Here is a 16,318-nt window from a genome sequence, read left to right as displayed (position 1 = left end):
GTAGACCATGGACACCAAAGTTTCCCCGCAGGGGCCTGACACCGGGGCGGCGGCCGCCTTCGAGGAGCGCCTGGTGGGCGCCCTCAACGAGGCCGGGATGCTGCTGATGATCTCCATCGGCCACCGGCTGGGCCTGTTCGGCACCCTGGCCGGCGCGCCGCCGCTGACCAGCCAGGGGTTGGCCGAACACACCGGGCTCGAGGAACGCTATGTCCGGGAATGGCTGGGCGCCATGACCGCGGCGGGCGTCGTCACACTGGACCCGGGCACCGGTACCTACCGGCTGCCGCCGGAGCATGCGGCCCGGCTCACCGACGCCGAAGGGGCGAACCTGGCAGTATACGCGCAGTTCCTGCCCGTACTCGGGCTGGTGGAGGATGACGTCCTTGCGTGCTTCCGTAGCGGCGGTGGCGTGCCGTACGAGCGCTACCCGCGCTTCCACGAGGTGATGGCCGAGGACAGCGCCCAGACCGTGCTCTCGGCGCTTTTCGACCATATCCTGCCCCTGGTGCCGGGGCTGACCGAACGGCTGGAATCCGGCATACGCGTGCTTGACGCCGGTTGCGGGCGCGGCCGCGCCCTACTGGCGATGGCGGAGCGATTCCCGGCAAGCCGGTTCACCGGCTACGACCTGTCCGCAGAGGCGGTATCCTGGGCACGACGGCAAGCCGAGGAAAAGGGCCTCGCCAACGTGGCCTTCGAGGTGCGCGACCTCAGCGATTTCGACTGCACCGCCGAGCCCGGCAGCTTCGAGTTCGTGACCACCTTCGACGCCATCCACGACCAGGCCCGGCCGCTGGCCGTGCTCGAAGGCATACGCCGGTCACTGGCCGACGAGGGGGTCTATCTCGCGCAGGACATACGTGCCGGCAGCGATCATTACGAAAACGTCGGACACCCCCTGGGGGCATTCCTCTACGCCGTATCCTTGCTGCATTGCATGACCGTGTCTTTGTCCCAGGGCGGCGAGGGCCTCGGCACCATGTGGGGCCGGCAGAAGGCGTTGGAGTACCTGAACGCCGCCGGTTTCTCCGAGGTCCGCGTCCACGAGCTCGAGCATGATATCCAGAACGACTACTTCGTCTGCCGGCCGTGAGGGAGGCCATCCGGAAAGCGCCGAACCGTGGCTGTGAGTGAAAGGGGGGGGCGGCCAGGGCCGCCCCCACGGTCAGTTCCTGGGATCGTCCGCGGGGTCGAGGTACTCGATACCCCAGGGCCCGGTGCCGTGGAGCTGGATCACCGTCTCCTCGGTGCCGGTGAAGCCGTACATGGGCTCCCCCGGGGCCATGATGGCGACGGCACCGGCAGGCAGCTCCGTCGCCGTATCCCGGTCAAACTCCTCGCCGTGGGCGAAGTGGAGCGTCCCCGACAGCACAGTGACCCGCTCGTAGGCGGGGTGGATGTGCGGCCGGATCTCATAGTCCGGTGGCAGTCGCAACCGGAAGGTGAAAGGCTCCTCCTCGCCCAGGTTGCCCTCGACCACGGCGATCCGGGCATCCCCGGCCATGGAGCCGATCTCCCCCCACTCCAGCTCCGCCGGATCCAGAAGGATGTGGCCATCGCCCTGGTACGGGGTCCCGGCCGCCCAGGCCCCCGTTGCAAGGCCCAGTGCCAGGGCCGGGATCACCGCCACGCGTGTGCTCGTATTCATGGTCTCCTCCTCCCCTAGTGTTGTCTCCGCGCCCCCGGACACCGATGCTTCCGGGGTGCCCCCAGGGACGCGGGGACCACGCAATCGGTTCCCGACGGTCCGCCACGACCGCCGGGCAGTGGGCGCGGGAATCATTCCGGGGGACAATGCGTCCCTGTAATTGCGTGGACAGGCCTGCGCACGGGCCGTGCCCATGCGAGGGAGGTGGGGGACGATGAAGCCACCGGAATCCGAAGACGCCGGCCCCGCGGGCGCCGCAACGCGCCGGCGGGTCTTCGAGCAGGAGGTTACGCGTTTGATGAACCGCCTCTACGGCACCGCATTGCGCCTGAGCCGGGACCCGGACGACGCCGAGGACGTGGTCGCCGAGGCCGTGGGCCGCGCCTGGTCACGGCTCGGGGAGCTACGCGAGTGGCGCCATTTCGAGGGCTGGCTGTTCCGGATCCTCCATACCAGTTTCATCGACAGCTGGCGCCGGCGGCGCAGCCGCCAGGACCTGGAGACGGGGCTCGACGACACCGACTCCGAGGCTTCCCCCGACGAGCAGGGCTTCTCCCTGTATGCGAGGCTCCACCAGCCCTTCCTGCTGTGGTGGGGCACGGCGGAGGATGAGTTCTTCAACCGGCTGCTGCGTGAGGACCTGCAGCATGCCCTGGACACACTGCCCGATGCATTCCGCATCCCGGTTGTCCTCGTAGAGGTGGAGGGCTATACGTACCGGGAAGTGGCGGACCTGCTGGAGGTGCCCATCGGCACAGTACGCTCCCGGTTGAGCCGCGCTCGGGCGCTGCTGCAGAAGGCGCTTTGGGAGTATGACAGCGACGGGCGGCCGGATCATCCGGAGGAGCAGTCATGAGCGGGGATCGCGTCACCTGCGAGGAGGTGATCCGGCAGCTGTTCGCCTATCTGGACCGCGAACTCGACGCCGCTACCCGCGCCGAGCTCGACCACCACATGGACACGTGCCGGGAGTGCTTCAGCCGGGCGGAGTTCGAGCGGCGGCTGCGGGAACGCGTCCGCGAGGCAACCGCCGAGGAAGCCCCCGAGCGGCTGCACCGCCGTGTTCAGGACATCCTGGAGCGGTTCTGAAGGGGACAGCGCCATGGTCGCCATACTGGGGTATTCCCGGGAACAGATCTTCACCGCGGTGAAGGCGATGTACACCGCGGTCGCATCGGCGCCTTCGGCGGACTTCCACTTCCCCGTGGGGCGTACCGCCGCCGAGACGCTCGGCTACCCCCGGGAACGACTCGATGCGCTGCCCCGCACGCAACTCGATTCCTTCGCCGGCGTCGGCTGCCCGTTCAACGCGGGCGCCGTCCGGCCCGGCGATATTACCCTCGACATCGGCGCCGGGGCCGGCAATGACGCGGTCATCGCCGGCGAGATCGTCGGCCCCGACGGCCACGTGGTAGCCCTCGACCTCACCCCCGCCATGGCCCGTAAGCTTCACGAAACCCTCGCTGACGCCGGTATTGCCAACGTCAGCACGCTCCAGGCCTCCGCGGAGCGCCTGCCGCTGGCCGACGGGAGCATCGACAGCATCACCAGCAACGGCGTGCTCAACCTGGTCCCGGATAAGCGCCGCGCGGTGGCGGAGATGTTCCGGGTGCTGCGCCCCGACGGCCGACTGCAGATCGCCGACGTGGTCATCGACCGCCCCGTCAGCGTGGACTGCCACACCGACCCCCGCCTCTGGGTCGAGTGCGTGGTCGGCGCCACGGTGGAGGAGGACTTCCTCGATATGTTCCGGGACGCCGGCTTCCAGGACCTTCGAACGGTGCGCACCCTGGACTACTTCGCCCACAGCCCGAGTGCCCAGACTCGGGAGGTGGCCGCGAGCTTCGGCGCCCGGTCGGTGGAGGTGGGCATGCGGCGTGGTGCCCATGCGCCGGGTCCCTTGCTGCAGTGGCTGAGACGCAGCGACCCCCGGCGCATTGCGGCCTCGATATGGCGACGGGGGTTCCTGGGCGTCGCCGGCCTGGGGCTTGCCCTGCTGACCTGCTACGGGACCCTGATCGGCACCGGATTGCTGGCGATGGCAGGCGTACGCCTGGCGCTGAACCAGAATATCTGGGCTGGGGCCATCGCGCTGTTTGCCGTGCTCACTGCAACGGCCGTGGCGCCGGGCATACGGCTGCACCATCACTATGGTCCCACGGCGCTCGCCACCGCCGGCGCTGCCATCGTCTGCTTCGCGCTATTCGTGCACTACGTGTTCGTCGTCGAGCTCAGCGGTTTCGCCGCGCTCGCTGCTGCGGTGTGGTGGGACATTCGCCTGCGGCGCTGGGCGGAGGCCCGCGTGCTCGGATTGGGGCCTACCACCTCCTGAGCGTCGTTGCCGGGAACCGATTCCGGGCGCCATGCGTCCCTGTGGCTACCCCCGGCGGCAGCCGCCGGGCGGGCACCATAAGACAAGGGGACACGGAGGAGACGCCATGAGTGAGCCGAGCGAAGCAATCACCGGCCAGACCCCCTACGTGGAGTTCTGGAACGACACCCTCGCGGATAAATTCGAACGCTTTCGCGAGATCCTGCAGAACGGCCTCAGCTACCACAGCCGCATCCCGCTGGAAGGCCTGGAGGTGGAGCCAGGCGCTCGAATCGTCGACGTCGGCTGTGGCTGGGGCGACACCGCCATCCAACTGGCCCGCAAGACCGGACCGGAGGGATTTGTCCTCGGCCTGGACTGCGTCGACCAGTTCCTGGAGAAGGGCCGGCAGGACGCCGCCGCCACCGGCGTATCCAACGTACACTTCGAGGCCGCGGACGTGGAACGCTATCCGTTTCGGGCCAACTTCGACCTGTGCTTCTCCCGCTTCGGGATGATGTTCTTCGAGAACCCGGTGGCGGCCATGCGCAACATCCGCAATGGCCTGAAGCCCGGCGCACAACTGATGTTCATCGTCTGGCGCACCATCGACGACAACCCTTGGCTGGGCCTGCCCAAGCAGGTGGTACTGGAGTTCCTGGAGCCTCCCGGCGACGACGCCCGCACCTGCGGCCCGGGGCCGTTCTCCATGGCCGACGCGGAGACGGTCACGAAGCAGCTGGAGATCGCCGGCTACGAGGGAATCCACTTCGAGCGAATCGACGGCCCCGTCACCGTCGGCTCCTCACTGGAGGACGCCGTGCGCTTCCAGCTGGCCATCGGCCCCGCCGGAGAGGTCTTCCGGGAGGCCGGCGAAGAGGCGGAACGCCAACGCACCGCCATCGAGGGCGCCATGCGCGAGGCCCTAGCCCCCTACCACGAGGACTCCGGCGTAGTCATGCCCTCGAGCTCCTGGTGCATCACCGCGCGGCGGCCGCAGGCCTAGCACCGATCACGCCCAGCCATGCTAGCCGGTGGGGTCCGGAGACGGGCCCCGCCCCTCCACCGTGGTACCGGCATCGTCCCCGCCACCGTCGGTAGCTGTCCCGTGGCCATAACGCGGCCCGCTATCCCCTTCCATGCTTACGGTGAGCCGGGGTGCCCCGAGCGCCACGGCCTTGTCCTCCATGCGCCGCTTCAACAGCAGATTGAAGGCACGCGAGACCTCCCATTGGTACTCCGGCGCGGTCCACAGGCGCATGCGCAACACGGGGCAGCCCTCCTGGAAGCTGTCGATTCCCTGCATCTCCAGCGGCGAGCGGATCCGCATCCGCATGGAAGGGTCCTTGCGGAGTTCCTCGGCAGTCTCTTTCATCAGCGTCACCGCATCGTCGATGGGCAGGTCGTGGGGAACCCGGACCTTCAGCAGCGCGATGCCGAAGTTGCGTGACATGTTGTGAATGGAGTCGATCCGGCTAAAGGTGATGATGTGCAGGACCCCGTCGAGATCGCGCAGCTTGACCGTGCGGAGGTTGAGCCCCTCGACGGTGCCCATGTGGCCGCCGATCTCCACGAAATCACCCACCGACAGCGAGTCCTCGACGAGGATGAACAAGCCCGTGATCAGATCCTGCACCAATGTCTGGGCACCGAAGCCCACCGCCAGCCCGATGACACCGGCGCCCGCGAGCAATGGCGTGACGTTGACGCCCAGGTTGGCCAAGCCGACGATGACGGCGATCACCACGATGGTGAAGAACGCGACATTGCGCACCATCGGCGCGATGGTCTGGACCCGCAGGCTGTTGACCCGGCCACGGCGCGGGCTGGTGCCGCCATAGAGCGCACGCTCGATGGCGGTATCGGCGAAGATCCACACCAGCCAGGCCAGCAACAGCGTCACCCCCACGCCGAGCACGGCCTGGCCGATACGCGCGCTCACGGCCCCCTCCTCACCGATACCCAGGAGCGAAACCCCCCATACCCGGAAGGAGAGCTCCGCGAAGACCACCCAAAGCAGGAACTGCGCCACGGTGTAGGCGAAGCGAAGCAGGCGCGGGAGGTAGCGCGCCCGGTACTGCCCTGGGACGATGCGCTCGCCCTGGCGGCGCAGGGCCCCGGCGGCGAAGAGGGTAACGACGAGCAGCACGGCACAGACCACCGCGCGGACGAACGCGGCCTCGGCCTCACCGGCCGTGACGAATATCGCCACCAGCGCCGCGCCGATCAGCAGCAGCGCCGGCACGTGCCAGAGCCGGGCAAACACTCCCACCAGCTCCCGGGCCGTGCCGCCGTGATAGCGCTGACGAAACGGCCGGTTCCGGATCAGGTGCGTGACCGGCCGGCGCAGGCGGATCACCAGGAACGCGCTGAGCAGCCCCGCCAGGACGCTCGCCAGTACCGACAGCCAACCCGCCAGCGCGGTACCCAGGAGCTCGGTGAGGCGATCCCCCCGCGTTACATCGCTGAAGGCCACCAGGGCACCGATCAGGAAGAGCCGCGGCGGGGCCCGGCGATGCAGGATCGCCACTGCCGTCCGCCGGTGCCCTACGGTGAACAAGGCGATCACCGAATCGAACACCGTGGCCAGGGCCCGCCCCCAGAGGGCAGCGTAGGCGACCACGAGGACCGCGGCACGGGCGGGGACATCGGTATCGATCGCGGCAAGGCCGGCGTACAACAGACCAAAGGACACCGCCCACGGCACCAGCTTGCGCAGCAAGTGCAGGGTCAGCATCCCTGGACCGGGCTCCGGCGGCAGCACCAACGGCCAGCCCTGGCGGCAAAACCACAGCCGCCCGCCCCAGCTGAACAGGCCCAGGATGGCGAGCCAGGCCGCCAGCAGCACACTCGCCTCGATGAGATGGCGTGCGGTATCCATTCCCCCCGCGGCGGAGAACAGGGAGCGGGCATCCTCCAGGGCCGCCCGGGTGTAGGTGCCCCAGACATCCACCGGCGACTGCCCGGCCTCGGCCTGCTCCCCGAGCTCCGCCAGCGCCCCGATCAGACCTTGCCGATCCGCACCGCCGCCCTCTGCGCCCGCCGCCTCCAAGGAACCGCGCAGGTCCTTCAGCCTGCTCAGCAACTCCCCGCGGCGCTCGTCGCTCTCCAGGGTGGCGATCACCTCGTCCAGGGACTGGCGCAGCTGCTCGGGGTCCCGGGACGCCGTCTCCGATGCGGATGACGGATCCGCCGGACCGGCGAACGGCAGCAACTGCCCATACGCCTGGCCGGAAACCATACCCCCCAGCAGGAGCAGCGCTAGGGGAAAAACCAAAGACCTCACGAATGACCCCGCATGTCTCGCTCGCAACCGGGACACCATACCCCAGGCCAGGCCACCGGGTGAGCCGTGACAGCTCCCGATGATGGGCCGCGGCCCCGACTGCCGCGTTACAATCGAGGCACCGCCAAACCCGACCCCCAAGGAGGTGCGGCATGTCGCTGACCCCTTCGACCATGCTCGAGCTCGGCACCCCGGCACCGAAATTCGCCCTGCCGGAGCCGCTCACCGGCAACACCGTCCGCCTGGCGGATTTCGCCGACGCCCGGGGGCTGCTGGTGGTGTTCATGTGCAATCACTGCCCCTTCGTCAAGCACATCCGCCGTGGCCTGGTCGCCTGGGCCCAGGACTATGAGCACCGCGGCATCGCCACCGTCGCCATCAACAGCAATGACGCGGCGAGCCATCCCGATGACGCCCCGGAACGGATGGCCGAGGACGCCAGCGAGCTCGGCTATCCGTTCCCTTACCTCTACGACGCCGACCAGTCCGTAGCGAAGGCCTACCGGGCCGCCTGCACACCGGATTTCTTTCTCTTCGACGGCGAGCGACGGCTGTTCTACCGAGGCCAGTTCGACGCTTCCCGGCCCGGTAACGACGAGCCGGTCACCGGGAAGGACCTGCGCGCCGCCGCCGACGCCCTGCTCGCCGGCCAGACCCCGCCTGCCGAACAGAGGCCGAGCATGGGCTGCAACATCAAGTGGAAGCCGGGGAACGAACCGGGCTACAAGTCACTGTAACGGGAGCATTCTTTGCGGCGTGTCACATCTGACGGTGCAGCGGAGGCTGTACGATCAATCCGGGAATGTGCTCACATGGGGCTCAACAACCAAGCTTGCGTCGCGCGTTCTCGGCATGCGGCAACACTAAGAATCACGCACCATGGGGAAACACATTATAGCGGCGGCGGCCGCCTGCCTACTCCATGCGACGGCATCGTCGGCACAGCCCCCCGGCACACCGGAGCTGACCTTCAACGGCTTCGGGACGCTGGGGGTGGTGCATTCTGACGAGGATCGGGCGGATTTCGTCTCCCACTTGTTCGCCCCCGACGGCGCGGGCCATACCCGGGCATGGAGCCCTGAGGTCGACAGTCGGCTCGGGCTGCAGCTTACCGCCGAGTTCACGCCGCGATTCAGCGGCGTGGTGCAGGTGATCACCGAGCAGCGCTACGACGACAGCTACCGGCCCAGGGTGGAATGGGCCAACGCCACCTACGAGCTTACCCCGGAGCTCAGCGTACGCGCCGGGCGCATGGTGCTACCGACCTTCATGGCCTCGGAGCATCGCAAGGTGGGCTATGCGAATCCGTGGGTACGTCCACCGCAGGAGGTCTACCGTGGTGTACCGGTAACCAGCGTCGACGGGGTCCAAGTCAGCCATCGGGTCCGCGTCGGGGGGGTTACCAACACCCTGAGAGGCACCTACGGGCAGACCGAGGCCAAGATGGCGGGGGGCGGCGAGACGGAGGCCCGGGGCTCGATCACTGTGACGAACTCCCTGGAAAGCGGGGCGACGACCCTGTTCGCCAGCTATAATCGCAGCCGCCTGACCATGGACGCGCTCAACCCTTTCTTCGATGCGTTCCGCCAATTCGGGCCTAAGGGCGCAGCCATCGCGGACCGCTACGACGTCGACGGCAAGCGATTCGAGATCTTCACGCTTGGCGCTCGCTATGACCCGGGTGACTGGTTCGTAATGGGCGAGCTCTCCCGCACCGAGAGCCGAAGCTTCATTGGCGACAGCCGCGGTGGGTATATAACGGCCGGGTATCGCATCGGCGCGCTCACCCCCTATGCCACGGTGGGCCGTACAAGGATCACCAGTGCCACCTCCGATCCCGGCCTGCCAGCCGCCCCGCCAGCGCTCAACGAGGGCCTGAACGCATTGCTTTCCTCGGGGGCGAGCCAGAAGAGTATCTCCGTGGGTGCACGGTGGGACTTCGCCCGCAATGCAGCGCTGAAGCTCCAGTACGACCACCTTGACCTGGACGAGGGCTCGCCGGGGGTGCTGATCAACGAACAGCCAGGGTTCGAGCGCGGGGGGAGCGTGAACTTATTCACGGCCACCATCGACTTCGTGTTCTGAAGGGGATGGGCTTGCGGAGACGATTACTGATTTACGCCGTGGGCTTGCTCTTGAGTCTGATGGCCACCGGAGCGGCGGCCGAGGTCGTAGTCGTGGTCGCCGATCGCAGTCCGGTCGACACGCTCAGCGAGGCGGAACTGACCGATATCTTCCTGGGACGGCTGGAGCGGCTTCCCGGCGGCCACCCCGTCACCCCCGTCGATCAGGCGGAGCGGACATCCGCCTACCGGGAGTTCTATGCGGACTACCTCGGCCGTTCTGCCTCCCAGATCAAGGCCCATTGGTCGAAGCTGATCTTCACCGGCCGCGGGCAGCCCCCGCGGTCGTTCCGGGACGGCGAGGCCGTCGCCGAGTTCGTCAGCGCCAATCCCGATGCCATCGGCTACGTGGACCGGAGCCTCGTCGGCGATGGATTACGGGTGGTGAGCATTGAGTAGCAACGGGGAACATGCGAGCGCCGCCCCCTCAGCCACCGATCACGGTGCCGAACGCGGGTGGCTGCAGCGATTGACGGAGCCCCCGATCCTCTTCACCGGGATCGCGGTCTTTGTCCTTGCCGTGATCTGGGGCACCGCGTTGAACTTCGCGGCCCGGGAGCGGAATGCGGCCATTCAGGCCGCGAAGGCGGTCACCGCGGATGTGGCGGATACCTATGAGGCCCAGGTAGTACGGGCACTGCGCGAGATCGACCACACCCTGAAGCTCGTGCGCTACGAGCTTGAAGACAAGGACCCAGCGGACGTCCTGGACGATCTCCGCGCCCGCGAGCTCCTCCCGCCAGCGCTACTGTTCACCGTCCGTATCATCGATGACCAGGGCCGAATCATGGCCTCCACCGACGATCCGCCTATACGCAACGTGGCGGATCGGGATTACTTCCAGGACACCCGGGAAAAGGACGGCATCGTCATCGGCAGACCCAGGGCGGATCCGGCGAACGGCGAACAGCTGCTGCACTTCGCGCGAGCCCTGGAACGCGACGACGGGTCTTTCTCGGGCGCGACCACCCTGTCCGTACCCGCCTCGTACTTCGTAAGCGGTTACGAGCCGCAGGCGTTGGGCGAGGACGGCGTGCTTGCCATGCTGGGCACCGATGGCATATTCCGGGCACGACGAACCGGCGAGCGGATCTCTGCCGGCGAGGGAACGGACTACCAATCCCTGGTCTCGAACGATTCCGGTGCACCGGTCGCCCTCCAGATCAACCCCTGGGACGAGGTCCACCGGTACACCGTTGCCCGGAAGCTCTTCGACTTCCCCGTCGCGATCGTGGTGGGTCTTTCCCGGGCGGAGCAACTGGCCGCCGCGGATCAGCTCGCCCGTAGTTACCTGTGGCGAGCCGGTATTGCCAGCGTGCTGGCCCTGGCGACGGTGATCCTGCTGGGGCGGCTGAGCTGGAAGCTCCATCAAGCGCGGGCCCGTGCGGCGGAGGAGCGGGTGGCGCATGCGCAGCGGGTGGAGTACCTCGCCTATCACGACAACCTCACGGGTCTGCCCAACCGCGCCTTATTCACCCGGCTGCTTACCGACAGGATGCGCTACACCCGGCGCTACGGGGGCAAATTGGCGCTATTGTTCCTCGATCTCGACCGCTTCAAGAACATCAACGACTCCCTCGGCCACGACGCCGGTGACGAGCTCCTGCAGGAAATGGGCACGCGCCTGGAAGCATCCGTTCGCGAAAGCGATACCGTCGCGCGCCTGGGGGGTGACGAGTTTGTCGTGCTCTTGCCACAAGTCGATTCGGGCAATCAGGTGGTGCCAGTCGCTGAGAAGATTCTCGCGGCAGTGGGTCGGCCTTTCACCCTTGTCGGCCAGGAATTCCGCGTCACGGTCAGCATCGGGGTCACCCTCTACCCCGATGATGGCGAGGACGAGCAGACACTGATGAAAAACGCGGACGTCGCCATGTATCACGCCAAGGAACAGGGCAAGAACAACTTCCAGTTCTACTCCGAGGAACTGAACCAGAACTCCCTGGAACGGCTGGCCCTGGAATCCAGCCTGCGCAACGCGCTCGAGCGCGGCGAGTTCCGGCTCTTCTACCAGGCCAAGGAGAGCTCTGACGACGGGCACATTACCGGCATGGAAGCGCTGTTACGCTGGGAGCACCCGGAGCTCGGGCTGATCCTCCCGATGCAGTTCATCCCGCTGGCCGAGGAAACGGGTCTCATCGTGCCCATCGGACGCTGGGTGTTCCGGACAGCGTGCCAGCAGAACGTCGCCTGGCAAGCGGAGGGGTTCCCGCCGTTGCGCATGGCGGTCAATCTCTCCGCCCGCCAGTTCCTCGATGAGAACCTCTTCCATGATATCCGTATCGCCCTGGAAGAGACCGGCATGGACCCCGAGTTGCTGGAGCTGGAGATCACCGAAAGCATGATCATGCGGGATATGACACAAACGCTCCGTGTGCTCAATGCCCTCAAGGAAATGGGCGTGCGCATCGCCATCGACGATTTCGGAACCGGTTACTCCTCGCTATCCACGCTGAAGGACTTCCCGCTCGACACCATCAAGATCGACCGCTCGTTCATCCATGACATCATCCGCAGCAGCAACGACAAGGGGCTGACGGATGCGGTCCTCGCCGTGGGCAAGACCCTCAGCCTCACCGTGGTGGCTGAGGGCGTGGAAACCAGAGAACAGGCTGAGTACCTGCGTGAGCGCTCTTGCGACGAGTTCCAGGGATTCTACGTCAACGAGCCACTGCCGGCCGAGGAGTTCGCGCGGCTCATCCGCAAGCGGACCGGCTAACACGCCCCCTTTCGACGCTCGCGTCCGTTCCCATTCGCTGCAGGCGTTTCGCGCCAGGGACGCGCTATGGCATCAGGACACACACGATCCCCTTGCAACGGGACAATGACGGGCCGGCACCACACCCCCCTGCCGGGGCGCTACCATGCCGGCCAACGTCCTCGGACAACGGGCGGTGAACCATGGCGGAGAATCCGCGCGCCATCCTGATTACCGGATGCTCCAGCGGCATCGGCGAGCACTGCGCCCACGCCTTGCGGCAGAGGGGATGGCAGGTCATCGCCAGCGCCCGGCGCGCTATCACGTGACGGTGCGGAGCCATCTGTTTAAGGCGCTGCATCGGGCGCTGCCGAGTCGGCTGCTCGACCGAGTGCTCCTGGCCGCAACGGCGGGCGAACGGAAACAACCGGAGAGCCCCCGCCCGCGGCAAGGGCGACATCGGAGCATCGGTGCCTGCTACGCGCTGTGCTTCCGTTACGGTGTTGCCGTACCGACGTGCGCGGCGGCGAGCTAGCGCGCCGCCACGCTCAGGGAGCGCAGTGCCTGCAAGGCCTCCTCTGCCTGCTCACTCGGCACGAACACATGGTCGTGGTGGTATGCGGCGATGATGTTTGCCGGGATTCCGACCGACGCCAGGCGTTCCGATACGGCAGCCGTCAGCCCCACGGCATGGAGGCTGGAGTACACCGTGAGCGTGATGCGCCGGAACGTTCCGTCGAAATCGAACCCTTCGCGGACGGCTATCGCCACGGGCAGCACCAATGTCAGGCCCTCGGCTTCCCTGAAGCACGCGATCGGATCCAAGGCCGCATATTCCGCGAGCGCGCCTTTCACGGTACAGAACACGTACTCGCCCGGCTGTAGTCGCGGCAACGGCCGTCCCATTAGCTCCTCACTCCCATCGGAGAGCGCCGGTTATTGGCGACGGCGGCCTTCACGCACCTCGACCATAGGATCCTTCTGGGCCCCCACCGTTCAACGCACGGCGTACCAGTTGCCTTCCGGATGGTACTTGAGGCTACCCTCCGCGCTCTCGCCTTGGAAGGCGGCGCGGAAGAACTCCCCGACCTTGTCGTTCTTCTCCGCCGGCTCACCGAATGGCGAGTGCGAGTTGCGCACCCATGATGCCCCGGTGAGATTGACGTAGTGCGCGTGACGGCTGGTGAGATCCTGCACATAGTGGCCGAGCCGGGCGAGCTGCTCGGAGCCGAGCTTCGTGCGGGACAGCGACAGGGCGTAGTCGTTCTCATTGAGGGTGATGAACAGCCGCCTGCGGAAGCGGATCAGGTCGACCCACAGCGCGTGGTCGAGGTGATTGGTATCCGCCTGGCAGAGCACCACGTTGTCGAAGAGCAGGTCATTGCCCTCGTTGATGGTGCTCTTCAGCATCTGCTTGAGCAGGTAGTTGCCCATGCTGTGGTACAGGGCATTGACGGTGAAGGGGCAATCCTCCCGCAGCAGGCGGGCATAGAGCTCGTCCCGGGCCTCCTGGTTCCTTCGGTGCTCGCGCTCGGCATGGTCGAGCAGTCGGGCGCGACGCGCCCGGGTGATCCACTCGAGGTACTGGTGCATGGCCTTCAACACCCGCTCGAGGGCACCGGTGGAGGCCCGGGCGTCGCGCTTGTCCGACTTGTAGCTCAGCTTGCCTCGCACCCCGCCACCGTTGGCCGGCCAGGAAAAGGACACCACTTCCACGTCATAGCGCTCCTCCAGGGCCTGGGCGGTCTTGAGGACGTCCCCCATGTCGTTGTTGTAGCCATGGACGAAGAACAGCACATGACGCTCGTCCTTGCGCACCCGCCGGGCCAGCTCACAAGCGACCCGCAGGCTCGGATATTGCGGCTCGGCGGGGTCGATAGGCAGGCCGAATTCCTCGACCAAGGCCTCCACTTCGTCGCTGGCGAGGGGCTCGTCCGGGATGAACTCCACCCGCCAGGCATCGCCGGCGCGGGAAACGTGGGCCAGGCGTAGGTTGTTGTTGCCCCCCTCGTTGGGGGCGTCGCCGAACTGCGCGACCCCCCGGGCCGATTCCTGAATCCTGCGATTGGTGACGACGTACATGGCAGCGCCTCCCTTGCGCATGCGGCCCGCCGGCCGCGGTGGTGATCAAGCCGTACCCAGGGCCGCGCGGGTGGCCGGCCCCACTACACCGTCGACGGTGAGGCCCTCCCGGGCCTGAAAGGCGATCACCGCCTGCTCCGTGGCGGGGCCGAAGATACCGTCCGCGGCAATCCCGAAGCCGGTGGCGGCCAGCGCCTCCTGCACCCCGCGCACATCCTCGCCGCGGAGGAACGGCCGGCGCAGCGCGACGAGCCGCACCTCGACCTCCTCCGCCGAAACGCGCACCGGATCCGAGGCCGTCAGCACCATCTCATCGAGACGCACCCCGCGCACTGTGAACGGCAACGCGAGGTCCCAGCGGCCGTCCTCGCAAAGCGACTGGAGGCTGTCCATGCGGTAGACGGTGCGCCGGAGCAGCCGGTTGTTGTGGTCGGCCAACCAGTCGCGCCTGACCTGCAGATAGGCTTGGAGCCAGTTCCGTTCGCCGACGGTCTCCGGGCTACCGTGTTGCGCCTCCGTACGCCGCCGGATATGGCCCCAGGAGCCATGGATGCGGCTGTCGTAGACGACGGCGTGGCCGAGGGCCGACTCGACGCTCATGGACTCCGCCGCGCGCACCGCGGGCATCCAGTAGACGCGGTCGAAGAAGGCGTCCTGGGTCTCCCGCATCACAGGGTCCGTGCCGGCGGCCTCCAGCACGCGGTGGAGCTCGATGTCCCCGTCAAGGGCGCGATCACAGGCCTCGAGGCGCTCGAGATACGGGCGCAGGGACGGGGCATGGGCGGCCCCCGCAGCCTCACAGTAGTTGCGGATCAGGAGATAGAGATTGCCGCTCGCGAGGGTAGTCTGGGCGCGGCCATAGGTGAGATGGCCGGTGTCGCCGGGGAGCACGGTCACTCGACCGTAGTCGCCCCGGGCGCGACCGGTCTCGAAGACATTGACGACCGCCTGCGCGGCGGCCTTCTGCAGCGGTGTAATCACGGGCTGTCTCCCCTCTCCCTGAGCGCCCCCGCGCCGCTTCACCGACGTGGGTCGCGTTCCCTTACGACGGTGCGCTCCCGCTACTACCGAGTATGGACCAGGAATGACGACATCGCGCGATGCCTGGCGAGCGTATGCGCGTCACTCGCGCTGGCGATAAAATGCCCGCGTTTTCTCGTAGAGCGGCCTCAGGTCCAACTGGACAAAACCCGCGCTCCCACGAAACAGACGGAATTCGTGAACGCTACCCTCCGGGTACTCCGCCCAGTATTCATCGAGGTCCTTGCCGCTCAGATCGATCGCCGGGAACCGTCCGGAAGGATCCTGGAAACGGCCGGGTGCCACCACCTCGTAACCGATCACCCATGGCTCCGCGGTGGCGGCGTTGAAGCGCAGCATCCCGGGGTAGATGGCGGCCACCAGGGCGGCGACGGTAAGCGCGCCCACGGCAACGCGCTCGGTGGCCGGCGCCCCCTCCCCCAGCCGGTGGACCAAGGCGACGGCCAGCACCGCTGTCAGCACGAAGGGAATAACGGGGACCGACTCCAGTGGCTGCCACTGGCCCAGGAAAAGGCCATCGACGAGGGCATAGAGACCGGCACCGGCGAACAGGATCAGCTGTGCCAGCATCCCCTTGTGACTGGTAAGATCAAAGGCGGTGGGGGCCACTGCGCCGGACGGCAGCGCCGCTGTATCCGCGCCATCCGGGTCGAAGACGTCGAACAGAGGTGCCCGGCGTACGACCACGTCCCAGTCCAGCTTGCGCGGGCGAATCGTCTCACCGAAACCCAACCGATGATCGCGTTGGGGATCGAACCATTGAAAGGGGCTCAGCCGATACTCGCCGGCCGGCGTGGTGAGCACCAGACGATAGGCGCCCAGCGTCTGGACGTGGGGCCGCTTCCGCTTCGGCTCCTCCAAGCGCACGCCCTGAACGTCGTCCCAACCGACCCGCCAGTGCCCGGCTGTGTGCCCTACGAGCCCGAGCCCCAACCAGCGGGGCATATGGCACTCGATGCCATGGCTGTCCAGACGCAGATAGGCCCGCCGCTGGCCAGCAAGGAACACGGCCACAAGGGGCACCAGGAGCACCGTCCCCCAGAAGCCCAGCTCTCAAGTTCCACAGCCACAGCGATAAGTTATTGATCCGTCGGTGGGCGGTTGGCATTTTTGGCACAACTACGCGAGG

At 67.1% G+C, this 16,318-nt stretch carries 15 protein-coding genes and 1 pseudogene; 10 read left to right on the top strand and 6 right to left on the bottom strand.

The genetic code is table 11. The annotated features are described in order from the left end of the window. The first annotated feature begins 7 nt into the window (after nucleotides 1-7). On the top strand, nucleotides 8-1,096 hold the full coding sequence (locus tag ACQ754_RS00080; protein WP_440994941.1) for a class I SAM-dependent methyltransferase: 1,089 nt from the start codon (nucleotides 8-10) through the stop codon (nucleotides 1,094-1,096). Between the two features lie 72 nt (nucleotides 1,097-1,168). On the opposite strand, the gene ACQ754_RS00075 is transcribed toward ACQ754_RS00080, so the two are convergent. After that, entirely contained in the window at nucleotides 1,169-1,651 is a 483-nt protein-coding gene (locus tag ACQ754_RS00075) for a DUF4437 domain-containing protein (protein ID WP_440994940.1), read from the bottom strand. A 214-nt stretch (nucleotides 1,652-1,865) separates the two neighbouring features. Between ACQ754_RS00075 and ACQ754_RS00070 the strand changes: the two genes are divergently transcribed. From ACQ754_RS00070 to ACQ754_RS00055, 4 genes are all read left to right on the top strand, one after another. Continuing rightward, nucleotides 1,866-2,507 (top strand): RNA polymerase sigma factor, encoded by a 642-nt coding sequence (locus ACQ754_RS00070; RefSeq protein ID WP_440994939.1) that lies wholly within the window; start codon nucleotides 1,866-1,868, stop codon nucleotides 2,505-2,507. After that, nucleotides 2,504-2,740 (top strand): anti-sigma factor family protein, encoded by a 237-nt coding sequence (locus ACQ754_RS00065; protein WP_440994938.1) that lies wholly within the window; start codon nucleotides 2,504-2,506, stop codon nucleotides 2,738-2,740. Before ACQ754_RS00070 ends, ACQ754_RS00065 begins: the two co-directional genes overlap by 4 nt. Before the next feature lie 13 nt (nucleotides 2,741-2,753). Beyond that, nucleotides 2,754-3,983 (top strand): methyltransferase domain-containing protein, encoded by a 1,230-nt coding sequence (locus tag ACQ754_RS00060; RefSeq protein ID WP_440994937.1) that lies wholly within the window; start codon nucleotides 2,754-2,756, stop codon nucleotides 3,981-3,983. Nucleotides 3,984-4,089: 106 nt separating this feature from the next. Beyond that, nucleotides 4,090-4,968: a class I SAM-dependent methyltransferase gene (locus ACQ754_RS00055; RefSeq protein ID WP_440994936.1), complete on the top strand. Its 879-nt coding sequence runs from the start codon at nucleotides 4,090-4,092 to the stop codon at nucleotides 4,966-4,968. A 21-nt stretch (nucleotides 4,969-4,989) separates the two neighbouring features. Here the strand turns inward: ACQ754_RS00055 and ACQ754_RS00050 are convergent, their stop codons facing one another. Further along, nucleotides 4,990-7,248, bottom strand: a complete 2,259-nt coding sequence (locus tag ACQ754_RS00050) for a mechanosensitive ion channel family protein (protein WP_440994935.1) — start codon at nucleotides 7,246-7,248, stop codon at nucleotides 4,990-4,992. Nucleotides 7,249-7,400: 152 nt separating this feature from the next. On the opposite strand from ACQ754_RS00050, the gene ACQ754_RS00045 reads away from it, so the two are divergent. The 5 genes and pseudogenes from ACQ754_RS00045 to ACQ754_RS00025 form a co-directional block, all read left to right on the top strand. Then, nucleotides 7,401-7,985, top strand: coding sequence for a thioredoxin family protein (locus tag ACQ754_RS00045; RefSeq protein WP_440994934.1), 585 nt, complete (start codon nucleotides 7,401-7,403; stop codon nucleotides 7,983-7,985). 142 nt (nucleotides 7,986-8,127) lie between these two features. Then, nucleotides 8,128-9,333: a porin gene (locus ACQ754_RS00040; RefSeq protein ID WP_440994933.1), complete on the top strand. Its 1,206-nt coding sequence runs from the start codon at nucleotides 8,128-8,130 to the stop codon at nucleotides 9,331-9,333. Between the two features lie 11 nt (nucleotides 9,334-9,344). Further along, nucleotides 9,345-9,770, top strand: a complete 426-nt coding sequence (locus tag ACQ754_RS00035; RefSeq protein WP_440994932.1) for a phosphate ABC transporter substrate-binding protein — start codon at nucleotides 9,345-9,347, stop codon at nucleotides 9,768-9,770. A 70-nt stretch (nucleotides 9,771-9,840) separates the two neighbouring features. After that, nucleotides 9,841-12,087, top strand: a complete 2,247-nt coding sequence (locus ACQ754_RS00030; RefSeq protein WP_440994931.1) for a putative bifunctional diguanylate cyclase/phosphodiesterase — start codon at nucleotides 9,841-9,843, stop codon at nucleotides 12,085-12,087. 182 nt (nucleotides 12,088-12,269) lie between these two features. Next, nucleotides 12,270-12,386 (top strand): annotated as a pseudogene (locus ACQ754_RS00025) (SDR family NAD(P)-dependent oxidoreductase); the annotation flags it as partial. A gap of 211 nt (nucleotides 12,387-12,597) precedes the next feature. On the opposite strand, the gene ACQ754_RS00020 reads toward ACQ754_RS00025, so the two are convergent. From ACQ754_RS00020 to ACQ754_RS00005, 4 genes are all read right to left on the bottom strand, one after another. Beyond that, complete coding sequence (locus ACQ754_RS00020) at nucleotides 12,598-12,972, bottom strand: ACT domain-containing protein (RefSeq protein ID WP_440994930.1); 375 nt, start codon at nucleotides 12,970-12,972, stop codon at nucleotides 12,598-12,600. A 90-nt stretch (nucleotides 12,973-13,062) separates the two neighbouring features. Beyond that, on the bottom strand, nucleotides 13,063-14,148 hold the full coding sequence (locus ACQ754_RS00015) for an alpha/beta hydrolase (protein ID WP_440994929.1): 1,086 nt from the start codon (nucleotides 14,146-14,148) through the stop codon (nucleotides 13,063-13,065). 45 nt (nucleotides 14,149-14,193) lie between these two features. After that, nucleotides 14,194-15,129, bottom strand: a complete 936-nt coding sequence (locus ACQ754_RS00010; protein ID WP_440994928.1) for a chitosanase — start codon at nucleotides 15,127-15,129, stop codon at nucleotides 14,194-14,196. A gap of 141 nt (nucleotides 15,130-15,270) precedes the next feature. Next, a complete protein-coding gene (locus tag ACQ754_RS00005; protein ID WP_440994927.1) occupies nucleotides 15,271-16,212 on the bottom strand; it encodes a hypothetical protein in 942 nt (313 codons plus the stop codon). Nucleotides 16,213-16,318 lie beyond the last annotated feature (106 nt).

Source organism: Arhodomonas sp. SL1, assembly GCF_052060015.1.
GTDB lineage: Bacteria > Pseudomonadota > Gammaproteobacteria > Nitrococcales > Nitrococcaceae > Arhodomonas.
The sequence above is the reverse complement of the archived record's forward strand: the minus strand, read 5'-3'. Positions and strand labels throughout refer to the sequence as shown.

Excerpts from the sequence above, each read along its gene's own strand:
- ACQ754_RS00015 (WP_440994929.1), bottom strand. The coding sequence starts at position 14,148 with ATGTACGTCGTCACCAATCGCAGGATTCAGGAATCGGCCCGGGGGGTC.
- ACQ754_RS00070 (WP_440994939.1), top strand. The coding sequence starts at position 1,866 with ATGAAGCCACCGGAATCCGAAGACGCCGGCCCCGCGGGCGCCGCAACG.
- ACQ754_RS00040 (WP_440994933.1), top strand. The coding sequence starts at position 8,128 with ATGGGGAAACACATTATAGCGGCGGCGGCCGCCTGCCTACTCCATGCG.
- ACQ754_RS00075 (WP_440994940.1), bottom strand. The coding sequence starts at position 1,651 with ATGAATACGAGCACACGCGTGGCGGTGATCCCGGCCCTGGCACTGGGC.
- ACQ754_RS00080 (WP_440994941.1), top strand. The coding sequence starts at position 8 with ATGGACACCAAAGTTTCCCCGCAGGGGCCTGACACCGGGGCGGCGGCC.
- ACQ754_RS00060 (WP_440994937.1), top strand. The coding sequence starts at position 2,754 with ATGGTCGCCATACTGGGGTATTCCCGGGAACAGATCTTCACCGCGGTG.
- ACQ754_RS00055 (WP_440994936.1), top strand. The coding sequence starts at position 4,090 with ATGAGTGAGCCGAGCGAAGCAATCACCGGCCAGACCCCCTACGTGGAG.
- ACQ754_RS00065 (WP_440994938.1), top strand. The coding sequence starts at position 2,504 with ATGAGCGGGGATCGCGTCACCTGCGAGGAGGTGATCCGGCAGCTGTTC.
- ACQ754_RS00045 (WP_440994934.1), top strand. The coding sequence starts at position 7,401 with ATGTCGCTGACCCCTTCGACCATGCTCGAGCTCGGCACCCCGGCACCG.
- ACQ754_RS00020 (WP_440994930.1), bottom strand. The coding sequence starts at position 12,972 with ATGGGACGGCCGTTGCCGCGACTACAGCCGGGCGAGTACGTGTTCTGT.